Origin of the sequence: Falsochrobactrum ovis (genome assembly GCF_003259955.1) — a bacterium.
Classification (GTDB): Bacteria; Pseudomonadota; Alphaproteobacteria; order Rhizobiales; family Rhizobiaceae; genus Brucella; species Brucella ovis_A.
In genome coordinates this window covers 108599-122884 of the sequence record NZ_QLMK01000002.1, presented here as the reverse complement: position 1 = coordinate 122884, position 14286 = coordinate 108599, and the positions used below count along the sequence as shown (strand labels likewise).

Sequence of the window (14286 nt, the reverse complement as noted above, 5' to 3'; positions counted from 1 at the left end):
TTTTTCGTTGCTTATCAAGCACTTAGATAGTTACTGGATAGTTTTTTCCACATTCAAGCCATATTAAAGAGTGAAATTTTCTTTTGTTTTACGCATTTTGCTATTAGATTCCATCGTCTACCAACGTGCGCCCCAATCAGGGGGAGTGCATAAAAGGAGACAGACCAATGGGACTGACGCGATCTTTGAATGTCCTCATGATCTGTGTGGCATTTGTATTTATTGCAGCGTTGATAGCGGGAATGATTCCTTGACGACGAAACCGGTCATTAGCGGTTTCTCCGAGCTTAAAAAACACAAGCCCCGGTTTAATACCGGGGCTTTTCTTTAGGCTGCTTGGGTTATGCCGGGTCGTATCCCTAACATATGGCATATCGCAAAAGGCAGATCCGCCCTGTTCATCGTGTAAAAATGAAAATCCTGAACCCCGCGCTCAATCAAATCCATCACCTGCTCAGCCGCAATGGCTGCTGCAACCAATTGATGCGTCTGTGGGTCATTGTCTAGCCCCTCAAAACGTTCTGCCAGCCATGACGGAATATGGGTGGCTGAGCGTGCGCAGAAATTCCGCACCTGCTTGAAATTATGCACCGGCAGCATACCGGGCACGATCGGAATATAAATTCCCGCACGTCGAACCCGCTCTACATAGCGCTCATAAAGATCATTTTCGAAAAAAAATTGGGTAATCGCACGGGTTGCGCCATTATCGACCTTGCGTTTGAGCATATCAATATCGGTGGCGAAATCGGGGCTTTCCGGATGCTTTTCCGGATAGGCAGAAACCGAAATATCAAAAGCGCCAATCTTGCGTAAGCCGCCCACCAAATCGGCCCCGTTCTGATACCCGCCCGGCGTCGGCACATATTGAGAGCCCGGCCCACTAGCAGGATCACCACGCAGAGCCACAAAGTGATTAACGCCCAAATCCGCAAATTCGCGAGCAACGACATCAACCTCTTCACGCGTCGCATCGACACAGGTCAGATGTGCTGCTGCCTGAATATCCGTTTCCTTTAGAATACGAGCAACTGTGCGAATTGTCCGTTCACGTGTTGAGCCGCCTGCCCCATAGGTAACCGAGACAAATTCCGGCTTCAGCGGCGCGAGCCGTGTGACCGTTTCCCAAAGGCGCTGCTCCATTTCTTCCGTTTTGGGCGGGAAGAATTCGAACGATACCCGGGTGGTCTTGCCGACATCTGGCCGGCGGGAAAGACCGTTAAAGCCCATTAAACTGTCTCCGTCATGCTTGTATTACGGGCCGTCGGCTCAGCAATGAGCAGACGCGGATCGCGTGCAAGCCAAAGCTTGACTGTCAAACCCTCGTCTTCATTGGCAGCCTTCGGACCCAATTCCATCGTTTTTTCCGGCGTGAGCCCCGCCTCTTTCATCCAGCCTCGGATTTGTTCATCGCTGAATCCGAGGCGTAAATGGGCGTGCTCTTCACGCAAAAATTCCAACCGATGCGGTGCAAAATCTACAATCAACATTCGCCCATTGGGCCGGAGAGCTCTTGCAGCCTCGCGGATCGCAGCTTGCGGATCATCAAGAAAATGCAGAACCTGATGAATTGTCACCAAATCAAAACTATCGCGCTCAACAGGCAGCGCATAAACATCACCTAATCTCACTTGCGCATTGCTGACCGCTGCGATATCCAAATTAGCACGGGCTACGGCCAGCATATCGCGGTTAATATCGATACCCAAGCCACGCACATAAAGCGGCGAAAACATTTCCAACAGGCGACCCGTGCCTGTGCCAACATCGAGCATGGATTGGAACGGTTGTGCGCCGACAATCGATCTGAGCGCTTCCTCTACGTCGGTTTCAGAGACATGCAGTTTACGAATTTCATCCCAACTGCGAGCATTCGCGCTGAAATAGGCCGCCGCCATTTCCTGTCGACTTATCTTGACCTGAGAAAGCCGCTCCATGTCGCGATCAATTTTTGAATCGCTCACATCAAGACGCGCTAGTAATTTTCGGGCCAATTCGCCCAGCTGACCATGGTCTGAAAGCCGAAAAAATGCCCAAGCACCTTCCTGATAACGGTCAATGAGCCCCGCTTCGGCCAAAAGTTTTAAATGACGCGAAACCCGAGGCTGTGACTGACCGAGAATTGTAGTCAAATCAGAGACTGTAAGATCACCCCGCGCCAAAAGTGCAAGAATGCGCAGACGGCTTGGCTCCGCAACAGCCTTCAATACGTCTACCATCTGTTCCAGGTGCAAGCTCAACCAAGCCTCCGTCCGCTAAAGATATAAAGATATGTTTATATGAATTCACTTCCATTCACAAGTGGTTTCATGACACGATGACGTATGTGGGAATCAAGTATAGTCTTGCAAAGAAAAGCGAGCAGATATGAGCGCAAGCACAAACCGCCAGAAGGCTGTGGCCAAATCATTAACTTTACTGTTGCCAGCGGTGCCCTATTCGGATTCCGAACCAATCCGAGCAGCAGCGCTTGCCCGCCATATGAGAACGCTTCCCGCATCCATTGCTGTATGGCTTGCCGCTGTTGCGCATATCCGCCACACCTATACGGATTATGATGCGTTGCGGGATGATGGATACGATAAAGATTCTGCGCGTTTTTTTGTTGTGGATGCAATTAACGCCAAACTGACAGAATGGCGCGCCACACGTCTGCTTACTGCCGACGACACTGACTCTGAAGACCTATAATCAATGACATCCACCGGACCAACCCGACGAAAAAGGCCGGTGCGAACACCGGCCTTAATTTAATTTATCTGGTTAGCGGCTTATAGGTCACCCGCTTCGGGTTGACACTATCTGGTCCGAGACGGCGGATTTTATCCGCTTCATAATCTTCAAAATTTCCTTCGAACCATTCGACATGACTATCGCCCTCAAAAGCGAGAATATGCGTTGCCAGCCTATCGAGGAACATGCGGTCGTGACTGATGATAACAGCGCAACCAGCAAAATTCTCAAGTGCATCTTCGAGTGCGGCCAGCGTTTCCGTATCAAGGTCGTTGGTTGGTTCGTCAAGCAGAAGAACGTTACCGCCGGATTTCAACATTTTGGCGAGGTGAACGCGATTGCGCTGTCCGCCGGAAAGATTTCCGACTTTCTGCTGTTGATCACCGCCCTTAAAGTTGAATGCACCGCAATAGGCACGTGAATTCATCTCGTGTTTGCCGAGCTTGATAACGTCACTGCCACCCGAGATTTCTTCCCAAACTGTCTTGTTTGGATCAAGCGCGTCGCGGCTTTGGTCCACATAAGAAAGCTGGACTGTATCTCCAATGCGAACAGTTCCTGAATCCGGCTGTTCCTGCCCGGTCAGCATTTTAAACAGCGTCGATTTACCGGCACCGTTGGGGCCAATCACGCCGACAATGCCACCAGCGGGCAGCTTGAAACTCAGATCGTCGATCAAAAGCCGATCACCAAAACCCTTGGACAGATTTTCCACTTCGATAACCATCTGCCCAAGTCGTTCACCGACCGGAATAATAATCTGAGCTTCACCGGGCCTGCGATCTTCAGCACTTTTGACAAGCTCGTCATAAGCCCTGATACGGGCTTTCGATTTAGCCTGGCGCGCCTTGGGGCTGGCAGAAATCCACTCACGCTCGCGCGAAAGCGCCTTTTGACGTGCCGCTTCTTCGCGTCCCTCCTGCTCCATCCGCTTATACTTGGCTTCCAAATAAGCGGAATAATTGCCCTCGTAAGGAATGCCACGACCGCGATCGAGTTCGAGAATCCAGCCTGTGACATTATCCAAGAAGTAGCGATCGTGAGTAATGATCAGAACGGAACCAGGATATTCACGCAGATGCTTTTCCAGCCACGCAGTGGTTTCTGCATCAAGGTGGTTGGTCGGCTCGTCAAGCAGCAGCAAATCTGGTTTGGAAAGCAAAAGCTTGCAGAGAGCGACCCGGCGCTTCTCACCGCCCGAAAGCTTGGTTACGTCTGCATCGCTGGGAGGGCAGCGCAACGCTTCCATTGCCATTTCGACCTGGCTTTCCAGATCCCATAGGTTCTGGCTGTCGATGATATCCTGTAATTTCGCACCTTCATCGGCAGTCTCATCAGAATAATTCATCATGAGCTCGTTATAGCGGTCGAGAATAGCCTTCTTTTCGGCCACACCTTCCATAACGTTGCCCAACACGTCTTTCGTTGGATCAAGCTCAGGCTCCTGCGGCAGATACCCGCAAGTAGCCCCTTCTGCGAGCCAGGCCTCGCCGGTAAATTCCTTATCCAGACCTGCCATAATTTTAAGGATCGTCGACTTACCGGCGCCATTAGGCCCCAATATGCCGATTTTCGCGTCGGGATAAAACGACAGATGGATGTTTTCTAGGATCTTTTTATTGCCGTAAGCCTTGTTCAGGCCGGACATATGATAAATGAACTGGCGAGCCATAAAGCGCGTCGTCTCCACAAGTTGAAAAGCGCGGCGGCAATTGCCTCACCGCAAAGATTGCTGCAGCGTATTTAGGGCAAATACAGCAAGGAAGCAAACAACATCGCACTGCTAAAAAGCTTCAATCCTCAGCTTGCTTCACTACCAGAAAAAATTATAAAACCGGGCGCGGATATTTCCGTCACCCGGTTTCCCCTCTGGCCGAGATCCGCTCTTTCGACGGATCGCCTCCTAGTTGTACCTAAGACCGAATTCGTTTTCCCTATTCAAACAATCAGGGCAGTTTCACTTCCCCGATAAATGGTAGATTTGCGCAGCTTTCCACGGTTTTCAAGCACTATTTGCTTAAATTTTACGTTTGCTGAAAATTTGATCGCTAAGTGCTTGAAACGCCTTTTCAAGCGCCACTTACAATCTCTGTTTGACTAATTCATCGTCATATTTCAGTTACAACCTATGGCCTTTCAATCCATTCACCATTTACCCGTCTCTGGTTCGGCAAGCATCCCGTTTAGACGGGCGCTCTCAAGCGAGCCGAAAGCCGCTGTGCAAATTTTACATGGACTTGCCGAATATTCAGGCCGTTACGAAAGATTTGCCTCCGCGCTAAGCAAAAACGGCTATCACACCTATGTACAAGACCTTCGCGGTCACGGAACGAATATCACAGCCGATGCGCCTCAAGGATGTTTCGCAGCGCAAAAAGGCAATGAAAGGGTGATCTCGGATGTGTTGGTTCTTAACCAGCACATTCGCCAGCAACATTTCGGCCTACCCCTCGTCCTCTTTGGACATTCAATGGGCGGTCTGATCGCGTTTAACTTTGCCCTCGCCCACTCAGCAGCAATCGACGCCCTCGCGGTGTGGAACACGAATTTTGGCAGTTCTATCGAAAATTCGCTCGCTTTGGCATATTTATATAGTGAGCGGATGCTCAAAGGGTCAGATGTTCCAAGCACATTGCTACCGCGCTTGACCTTCCGAGCTTGGAGCGCAGAAATCAAAGACCAGCAAACACAATTCGATTGGCTTTCGCGTGATTCTGCCGCCGTAGCGGCATATATTGCAGATCCCCTCTGCGGTTTTGATGCGAGTGTCGGCCTTTGGATTGATATTTTCAAAATGATGAACCGCGCAAAAGCAAAATCAAACTATTCTTCCATGAAAAAACAACTGCCCATTAATCTAGTGGGCGGCGGGCAGGACCCGGCAACCAATGGGGGGATGGCGGTTCGCAACTTTGCCAGTGAGCTCAGTTCAGCAGGATTTAAAAATATCAGCACAATGATTTATGATCAAAACCGCCATGAGAGCTTGCATGAGCTGAATTACGAGAAAGTCACAAAGAATTTTCTTGAATGGCTAGAAGATATGCTTCCGTCTGCACCCTTCTCCGGTTAGAAGCTCAGACAAAGCGTTTGGCACCTTGAATTTAAGAGTGCCTTGGCTTTTATGAAGAATAAATGTTATGGCCCCGCCTTGCGCGCCACGGACCCTCATAATGATGTTACGTGGTCTGTTATGTGGGCACTGCAAGGAATGAGGAAGCTCCGCGTGGAAACACCTATGATTTCTGTGGTCATCCCCTGCCGCAATGAAGCTGATAATCTTGCCTTTTTGCTAGACGAGGTTGACGCGGCCATGAAAGACCATGCCTATGAGGTCATCGTAGTCGATGATGGCTCCACCGATCAGACCGGTGAAGTGCTTCAAGCTCGCATTGCACAGGGCAAACCCTTGCGTCATATTCGCCATGACCGATCATCTGGCCAAAGCGCGGCGGTTCGTTCAGGCGTTTTTGCGGCGCGGGGACAGATCGTTGTAACAATGGACGGGGACGGTCAGAACGACCCCATCTATTTACCCATTCTGGCCGATAGCTTGCTGAAAGCTGGCCCGGCCTATGGCATCGCCGCTGGGCAGCGTCTCAAGCGCACTGACACAAAATTGAAACAATTATCCTCACGCTTCGCCAATAATCTGCGCGGCATGATCCTCAAAGATAAAACCCGTGATTCCGGCTGCGGGCTGAAAGCGGTTCACACAGATCTCTTCCGACAATTGCCATTCTTCGACGGCTGGCATCGTTATTTGCCTGCCTTGGTTATTCGTGAAGGCTATGATGTATTGTATGTCGACGTTGTTGACCGGGAACGTCGGCATGGAAAATCCAATTACGGCATAGTTGATCGCGGCTTGCGCGGTATTCTTGATCTTTATGGCGTGTGGTGGCTGCGCAAACGGCGCAAAGTCGTCCCGACCGTGACGGAGATCACGAATGACTGAGCTATTTAATGGCCTCTCGCAATGGTTATATGAAGTTTTCGTTGCTCAATGGGATGGCTGGATTATCTTGGGCTTCGTTGCACAAGCTTGTTTCACCATGCGCTTCGTTGTGCAATGGGTGGCTTCCGAACGCGCCAAACGCAGCGTCATACCGATTGCTTTCTGGTTCTTTTCGCTTTTTGGCGGCGTCCTGCTGCTGGTTTACGCTATCCAACGAAAAGACCCTGTCTTTATTGCAGGACAAGGTCTAGGTGTCGTGGTCTATATCCGAAATCTTTGGCTTATCGCGAATGAGAGAAAGCAGCTAAAGGCAGAAAATAAGCCCGAAGCATCACTTTAAGTGAATTTGCGGCCAACAGAGCGATAATCCAATCCTGTTCCGGCAATATCTTCCGGCTTATAAACGTTTCTCAGATCGATCAATATATTGCCGTCCATCGCCTCAGCCAGTTTGTGAAGATTAAGCGCGCGGAACGCATTCCATTCCGTGAGCAAGGCCACAACACACGCGCCCTGCGCAGCCTCATAAGCAGAATTGCACCAAATCACTTTCGGAAGCACAGGCTTGGCCATCTCCATGGCCTCGGGATCATATGCCCTTACTTCCAGACCGGCCTTTTCAAGCTCGATGATAATATCGATCGCAGGCGATTCTCGTATATCGTCCGTATTGGGTTTAAATGCCACACCCAGCACCGCCACGCACTTAGCATTACTCGCGCGCGCAGCCTCCACAATACGTTCAGCCATTGCCCTTTTGCGCTTCTCATTCACTTCGATCACTTCTTCGATCAGTGTTTGTCGGGCACCATAACGTTTGCCGGTAGCGGCTAGCGCACGCGTATCCTTGGGGAAACAAGATCCGCCAAAGCCGGGGCCTGCGTGAAGGAATTTGGAGCCAATGCGATTATCCATGCCGATAGCGCGGGCAACTTCCTGCACATTCCCACCCGTTTTTTCGCATAAATCAGCAATCTGGTTGATAAAGGTTACTTTCATCGCCAAAAAGCCGTTCGCCGCATATTTGATAATCTCGGCATTTTCCAGCGAGGTGACCACCATTGGCGTTTCACGGAGATATAACGGCCTGTAAAGCCGCTGCATTGTCAGCTCGCCCCGCTTGTCGTGAACACCCACTACAACACGATCCGGCCGCATGAAATCCTCAATCGCCGAACCCTCGCGCAAAAATTCAGGATTCGACACCATTGAAAACTCAACACCCGGACGAGCCGCCGCAATACGATCGCGAATTTTTGCATTCGTGCCGACAACGACGGTGGATTTAATAACAATTACCGCACCCGGCTTCATAGCCGCGGCAATTTCATCTGCCGCGGCCTCAATATATTGTAGATCAGCCTCACCATCACCCCGACGCGACGGCGTTCCCACAGCAATAAAAACGACGTCGGCATCCTTAACGCATGAGGATAGATCGGTAGAAAATGAAAGCCTCTGGTCCCGGATATTTCTTGCCATCAGCTCATCAAGCCCTGGTTCGAAAATGGTGACCTTTCCCGCTCGCAACTTGTCGATGATCGCCGGGTTTTTGTCTACGCAAGTGACGTGAAAGCCAAATTCAGCAAAACAAACCCCTGAAACCAGCCCGACATAGCCCGTTCCGATCATCGCTAGTTTCATTCATCAATTCCTTTGATTAGGCGCGCTTCAGCCTGCAAATGCTAAAGCCATTTATCATAGTCCGAGACGAGCAGGTGCAAGGGCTGCTCATTTTCCTCAATATCTGAGAATCGGCCGATTGGCTCACGGAAGATATTGTCAGTGAGGTCGTCATTGACAGTGGAAACTTCCCCTATCAACACATCATCGCCTTCACCCCAGAAAGCGTGCCAATTACCGGGCAGAAGAGTAACACTTTCGCCCGGCTGCAATTTTAAATGCGCGCCAGCTTTTTGTGTAACCATCCGCCCGTCAACTGCCACCGTTACGTCGCTCTCTTCATCAACACTGCCATCCGGAGCAGAGTTGAACAGTTCCAACACCAATGTTCCCCCGCCCCGATTGATAATGTCTTCAGCCTTTACGACATGGCGATGCATAGGCGAGAGCTGGTTCTTGCGCGAGATCATAATTTTCTCTGCATAAAGCATACCGGTGCCGCGCTTGAGATCCGCTGCATTGCCGTTGCGTACCGTGAAAAGAAACAGGCCAAGATCAGCGAAATTACCCTGCCCATAGTCCGTTATATCCCAACCCAGACGCGCATCACGAATGGCGCGGGCGTCGTTCGCAGTGCGTTCTTTTAGCTCTTCGGCTGACCAATAAGCAAAGGGAGGCAAAATGTAGCCGAATGAACGAATGAAAGAATCACTTTCACGAATTATTTCATTAATTTCCGAACGTTTCACGACCGCTATCCTCCAAAAGCCTGATACAATTCTTGCCCATCGTTGGTAGCCTCAATTCAGCTTTCCTGGCAATCCCGGAAAACAAACTTGTTATGTTTTAGTGATATTCCCCCGCTGGATTGAGCAGCTCTACTCTCGCGTGTCGTCTTTACGCGAAGTCCATGTCGCATCCCAATGCGCGTTCAGGACATTTCAATGATTGAATCATTGCAACGAAAGCGCGACTTCAACTGCCACCGATAGGAGGCAAACCGTTGATGTAACTATGATCCCGCTTTCGGAGGCACATTAATATACGGGATCGACCGCGGGTCGCTGAGAGAACAGAAGCAGCAAAGCTCCCGCGGATACAACACAAGGGTTTGTGATTATGGACGTTCGCAATGAGATGCTGGGGCTTTTGGCCGGACGCGATCCAAATTTCAGCCTGCAACAAAAGTTTTATACCGATCCAGAGTTTTACAAGCTGGATCTGGAAAACATATTCTATCGCGATTGGCTTTTTGTGGGTCACGATTGTGAGCTACCAAAAACCGGATCTTACATGACGGTACAGATCGGTGCCTATCCTGTTATTATAGTCCGCGACGGACAAGGCGACATTCGCGCATTTCATAATTCCTGCCGCCATCGCGGATCGCGAATTTGCTCGGCCGAAAAGGGCACAACGGCAAAACTTGTCTGCCCCTATCATCAATGGACCTATGAGCTTGATGGTCGGTTGCTATTTGCCAGACAGGTTGGACCGGATTTCAATCCGGCTGAATATGGACTTAAGCCAGTACATTGTGAATCTATCGCTGGCTATATCTATATTTGCTTGGCGGACGATGCCCCCGATTTTGCGTCTTTCCGCTCAACTGTCGAGCCTTATCTGGCACCGCACAATATTAAAGATGCCAAGGTCGCTTTCGAAAGCACTATCATAGAAAAAGGCAATTGGAAGCTCGTCTGGGAGAACAACCGCGAATGTTATCATTGCGCAGCTAATCATCCAGAACTTTGTCGGACTTATCCCGAAGCGCCCACTGCAACCGGCGTTCAGGGCATGCTGGATGATCCAGAAATCAATGAGCTATGGAGAAATTGCGAGGCGATTGGATTGCCTTCAAGGTTCCAAATTTCTGAGGATGGCCGCCATCGCATAGCCCGCATTCCGCTGTTGCATGAAGCGGTTAGCTATACATTGTCAGGAAAGCCCGCAGTAAAAAAGCCTTTGAGCGATCAGGTGGCCGGCGACACCAATATTGGGGCTATGCTTTTGTTCAACTATCCATCCACTTGGAATCACCTGATGGCCGATCATGCCATTTCATTTCGAGTGCTACCGATTGGTCCGGGTGAAACACAGCTCACCACAAAATGGCTTGTACATAAGGATGCGGTTGAAAACGTCGACTACAATCTGGACGAGCTCACCCATGTTTGGATGCAGACCAATGATCAAGACCGCCGGATTGTTGAGGAAAACGCAATCGGTATCAATTCGCCAGCATATGAACCCGGCCCCTACTCGGTTGAACATGAAGGAGGCGTGATGCAATTCCTAGAATGGTATGCCAACACCATCATCCCTCGCTTGCGCGGAGATACGGCAAAAATCGGCAAGGCAGCCTGATATCGCACTCATACGCTCAGACCGCGCGGCACATCGGCATGTTTTGCGTGCCGCGCTTCTAACTCGCGCAGCCAGGTCGGCTGCCCAACCAACGGATATGAAAAGTGAGAAAGTCATGCAGCCTCCGAAATATCTCGATGAGATGCTGCCGTGGAACGATCGCCTTCAGATGCTTCAATGCATTTCTGCGATCGAAGAGGCGCCAGACGTCATGACCTTTTCTTTCAAAGCGACTGATGACAACTGGTTCCGTTATGCACCGGGACAGTTCATCACTTTAGAGCTTCCCATTGAACGCGCCGATGAAGAAGGTCCTTTATTGCGGACCTATACTCTTTCCTCGACACCCTCGCGTCCATATCATATCTCGGTTACGGTTAAAGCGCAGAAAGACAGCATAGGCACCCGCTGGATGCTGGATAATCTCCGCCCGCCTATGCGGCTCAAAGCCTATGGCCCGAACGGCGATTTCTCTCTCGCCAACCATCCCGGCGACAAATATTTATTTATATCAGCTGGGTCCGGCATCACACCAATGGTTTCAATGACTCGTTGGCTGTTTGATTGCGCGCCCGAAACCGATGTTGCTTTCATCAACTGCGCCCGCTCGCCGGACGATATAATTTTCCGAAAAGAATTGGAGCTTTTGTCAGGGCGGATGGAAGCTATGCGCCTGGCTTTCATCGTCGAAGAATCTTCCGCGCGCCACGTCTGGCCCGGATTGCACGGGCGCATGGACCGCCCACGGCTTGAACTTCTAGCCCCCGATTTCATGAACCGCATCGTGTTTTGTTGTGGTCCCGAACCGTTCATGAACAGTGTTCGCACATTATTGGAACGGTCGGGGTTCGACATGAACCACTATCACCAGGAGAGTTTTCAACCAGCCAGCGCGATTTCAGAACAGCCTTCAACAAGCCTGCCCACCCCAACCGCGGCCGCCACAGCACCCACGGCACCGGTTATCGCTACCGCAACAATCATATTCACCCAATCGGGTATCGAAGTTGAATGTACTGAAAACGACACGATCTTGCTCGCAGCGCGCAATGGCGGATTAAAGATACCAAGCGCTTGCGAATTTGGCATTTGCGGAACATGCAAAGTCAAATGTATCGAGGGCGAAACGCATATGAACCATAATGGCGGCATTCGGGACGATGAAATTGCCGAAGGCTATATTTTGGCCTGTTGCACTCGCCCCCAAGGCCGGGTTGAGATCGAGGCTTGAATGGTTCTCACCGCCCGTCAAACTGCTCAGCTTTATCTGCATGATCATGGTTATCAATAACCCGATCTAAAAAACGACGCAGGCCGGCATTATACTAACTGCCAGCCCGCATCATAATTTTGCGCCTGATCAGTTTTCCAGCTCACCATCGGGCATGGCCACGTAAATCAGCACCGCAATAATTGTGATGAAGAAACGAAATGCCGACTCGATACCGTTCCAGGTTGACGACATCCACATACCAAACCACTCACCACCGATCGACATAAAGCCGACCTGCCATACTAAAAATCCGAGCGAGAGGCCGCAAATTGCCCATTTTTTCGCTCGGTTAAATTCCGGTGCGGTTTCCTTAATTTCACCCAACATGGTGAATGCTCCGACCCAGCAGAGAACTGCTGTGATGGTTTCCATTGCAATAATGAAAATATACGCCGCGTGATGCAACGTATTGCTTTCGATAGCGCGATATTTGATCGTTGCGTCAGGAAAAATTGTGTCCATCAGCAAGACATGCTGAACGAATGCGAAATTACTGCCGTAATCAGTGATATTCCCGAATGAAACCAGAGAAGCAAAAAAGGCGATTGCTGCAACAAATGCAGTCTTACTCAAGCGTGTCATATACATAGCATTCCCTCTCCATCAATCGTACTTCGCTGAAGCCACACTGTGCAGCTACGTAGGATCCGTGTGAGAATGCGTTAAAATACTTTCGAATTTATCAAGAGCAGAAGGGCAACTGAATGCCCTTCTACTAAATCACGGCTTACGAGCTGCTTTTTGACATCGTAATCTCATCAGCCTCCTGCTGTCGATCAGGATTGCGACGATTATATCGTATAGATGAAAGAAGCGAGAGTGCGATCAAGACACCGCCGATCAATCCGGTAATGACTTCCGGAATGTGAACAAGCGTCTGGATATACATAATCACTGCCAGCACCAGAATGGCGTAGAAAGCACCATGTTCCAAATAGCGATATTGGCCCAATGTTTTGCGCTCCACCAGCATAATGGTTAGCGATCGAACATAAAAAGCACCAATACCAAGACCAATGGCAATGATAAACAAATTGGTCGTCAGCGCGAAAGCACCAATCACACCATCAAAAGAAAAGCTCGCATCCAGTACTTCAAGATAGATGAAAGCCCCAAGCCCACCGCGGTGGACCGTGCCTAGCTGCTCCTTTGAGGCATCCAGCACCTCCCCTAGCCCTTCAACCGCTAAGAAAGTCAAAAGGCCAAATAAAGCAGCGATTAGAAAAGTATGAGAATTAACATCATCCAATTGGTATGAGACCAACAAGATCAACGCAATCGCCACGCCTATTTCGACGCCCTGTACCGACGCGAATTTCGACATACGGCTTTCAAGAACCCGGATCCAGTGCACTTCTTTTTCGACATCGAAAAAGTATTTCATGCCAACCATCAGCAGGAAGGTACCACCAAAGGCCGCAATACCAGTGTGAGATTCCGAAATGATCCGCGCATATTCATCGGGCTGCCAAATCGCCAGTTTCAGCGCCGTGATCGGATCCGTCCACATAGCAACTGCAACAATTGCCAGCGGAAAAACGATACGCATACCGAATACGGCAATGACAATACCCCAAGTCAAAAACCGATGCTGCCATTCGGGTGTCATGTCCCGCAAAATGCGTGCATTGACGATGGCATTATCAAAAGAAAGGGATACCTCTAGGACACTCAATACCGCACAGATAATGAATACAGAGACCATGCCGCCGATTGTGCCGGTTGTAGAATATCCAAGCCAAAGAGCGAAGAGAAGACCAACGACCGTAAAAAACGCAGGCCAGAGAAAGTAACGATAAGCGGCCATCACCAACCATCTATTAAAGTGCTTAAAAGAACAGGCTGTTCATTGCTTGCCATGCTTGACGGTAGGCAGTTCCCCACAATGCTCGCCTGCGACGCAGGGTGTTATGTAAGATATGCTTTATCGCAAACAAGGGAAACAATGGCAAAATTTAGCCATGTCAAATCATTCACCCACAAAATATGCTAAGATCGGCCATATCTTCAGCAAGGAGAATCGAAATGATTGATGGCTCCCAATGTCGTGCGGCGCGTGCTCTGGTTCAAATCACCCGTGAAAAGCTAGCATCATTATCGGGAGTGACCAGCGACATCATTGAACAATTTGAACGTAGACTAGCAAAGCCTTCAAATGAGCAAATCGCTCAATTACGCGCTGCTCTAGAACGATTAGGCGCCCAATTTATTGACGAAAACGGCGGTGGCGTCGGTGTAAGACTGAAATTCAGCCGCTCCGAGACAAAGCGGATCGCAGATCTTGAAAACGAGGGCGGTATCAGCGGCTTTGATGACGTTCCTTAGATTGAAA

The 14286-nt window shown here is 49.9% G+C and carries 14 protein-coding genes; 7 read left to right on the top strand and 7 right to left on the bottom strand.

The window, feature by feature from the left end; all coding sequences use genetic code 11:
* Positions 1 to 327: 327 nt before the first annotated feature.
* Positions 328 to 1230, bottom strand: coding sequence for a methylenetetrahydrofolate reductase [NAD(P)H] (gene metF, locus C7374_RS04220; RefSeq protein WP_111574374.1), 903 nt, complete (start codon positions 1228 to 1230; stop codon positions 328 to 330).
* A complete protein-coding gene (locus tag C7374_RS04215) occupies positions 1230 to 2219 on the bottom strand; it encodes an ArsR/SmtB family transcription factor (protein WP_111574373.1) in 990 nt (329 codons plus the stop codon). The genes metF and C7374_RS04215 overlap by 1 nt, the downstream gene beginning before the upstream one ends.
* Before the next feature lie 148 nt (positions 2220 to 2367).
* Between C7374_RS04215 and C7374_RS04210 the strand changes: the two genes are divergently transcribed.
* Positions 2368 to 2691 carry a DUF2293 domain-containing protein gene (locus C7374_RS04210; RefSeq protein ID WP_111574372.1) on the top strand — a complete coding sequence of 108 codons (324 nt, stop codon included), beginning with the start codon at positions 2368 to 2370 and terminating at the stop codon, positions 2689 to 2691.
* Between the two features lie 64 nt (positions 2692 to 2755).
* Here the strand turns inward: C7374_RS04210 and ettA are convergent, their stop codons facing one another.
* A complete protein-coding gene (gene ettA / locus C7374_RS04205; RefSeq protein WP_111574371.1) occupies positions 2756 to 4405 on the bottom strand; it encodes an energy-dependent translational throttle protein EttA in 1650 nt (549 codons plus the stop codon).
* A 456-nt stretch (positions 4406 to 4861) separates the two neighbouring features.
* Here ettA and C7374_RS04200 point away from each other — a divergent pair, with 456 nt between their 5' ends.
* The 3 genes from C7374_RS04200 (at position 4862) to C7374_RS04190 (ending at position 7031) form a co-directional block, all read left to right on the top strand.
* Complete coding sequence (locus tag C7374_RS04200) at positions 4862 to 5806, top strand: alpha/beta fold hydrolase (protein ID WP_111574370.1); 945 nt, start codon at positions 4862 to 4864, stop codon at positions 5804 to 5806.
* A gap of 153 nt (positions 5807 to 5959) precedes the next feature.
* Complete coding sequence (locus C7374_RS04195; RefSeq protein WP_210205067.1) at positions 5960 to 6691, top strand: glycosyltransferase family 2 protein; 732 nt, start codon at positions 5960 to 5962, stop codon at positions 6689 to 6691.
* Entirely contained in the window at positions 6684 to 7031 is a 348-nt protein-coding gene (locus C7374_RS04190; protein WP_111574368.1) for a lipid-A-disaccharide synthase N-terminal domain-containing protein, read from the top strand. The genes C7374_RS04195 and C7374_RS04190 overlap by 8 nt, the downstream gene beginning before the upstream one ends.
* Here the strand turns inward: C7374_RS04190 and C7374_RS04185 are convergent.
* Positions 7028 to 8335, bottom strand: coding sequence for a UDP-glucose dehydrogenase family protein (locus tag C7374_RS04185; protein WP_111574367.1), 1308 nt, complete (start codon positions 8333 to 8335; stop codon positions 7028 to 7030). The genes C7374_RS04190 and C7374_RS04185 overlap by 4 nt on opposite strands.
* Before the next feature lie 41 nt (positions 8336 to 8376).
* Positions 8377 to 9063 carry a D-lyxose/D-mannose family sugar isomerase gene (locus C7374_RS04180; RefSeq protein WP_111574366.1) on the bottom strand — a complete coding sequence of 229 codons (687 nt, stop codon included), beginning with the start codon at positions 9061 to 9063 and terminating at the stop codon, positions 8377 to 8379.
* A 370-nt stretch (positions 9064 to 9433) separates the two neighbouring features.
* On the opposite strand from C7374_RS04180, the gene C7374_RS04175 reads away from it, so the two are divergent.
* Positions 9434 to 10681, top strand: a complete 1248-nt coding sequence (locus C7374_RS04175) for an aromatic ring-hydroxylating oxygenase subunit alpha (protein WP_111574365.1) — start codon at positions 9434 to 9436, stop codon at positions 10679 to 10681.
* Between the two features lie 115 nt (positions 10682 to 10796).
* Entirely contained in the window at positions 10797 to 11912 is a 1116-nt protein-coding gene (locus tag C7374_RS04170; RefSeq protein WP_111574364.1) for an FAD-binding oxidoreductase, read from the top strand.
* A 129-nt stretch (positions 11913 to 12041) separates the two neighbouring features.
* Here C7374_RS04170 and C7374_RS04165 read toward each other — a convergent pair whose 3' ends face one another.
* Positions 12042 to 12542, bottom strand: coding sequence for a DUF2165 family protein (locus C7374_RS04165; RefSeq protein ID WP_111574363.1), 501 nt, complete (start codon positions 12540 to 12542; stop codon positions 12042 to 12044).
* A 139-nt stretch (positions 12543 to 12681) separates the two neighbouring features.
* Positions 12682 to 13761 (bottom strand): DUF475 domain-containing protein, encoded by a 1080-nt coding sequence (locus C7374_RS04160; RefSeq protein ID WP_111574634.1) that lies wholly within the window; start codon positions 13759 to 13761, stop codon positions 12682 to 12684.
* Positions 13762 to 13979: 218 nt separating this feature from the next.
* On the opposite strand from C7374_RS04160, the gene C7374_RS04155 reads away from it, so the two are divergent.
* On the top strand, positions 13980 to 14279 hold the full coding sequence (locus C7374_RS04155; protein WP_111574362.1) for a helix-turn-helix domain-containing protein: 300 nt from the start codon (positions 13980 to 13982) through the stop codon (positions 14277 to 14279).
* The last annotated feature ends 7 nt before the right edge of the window (positions 14280 to 14286 follow it).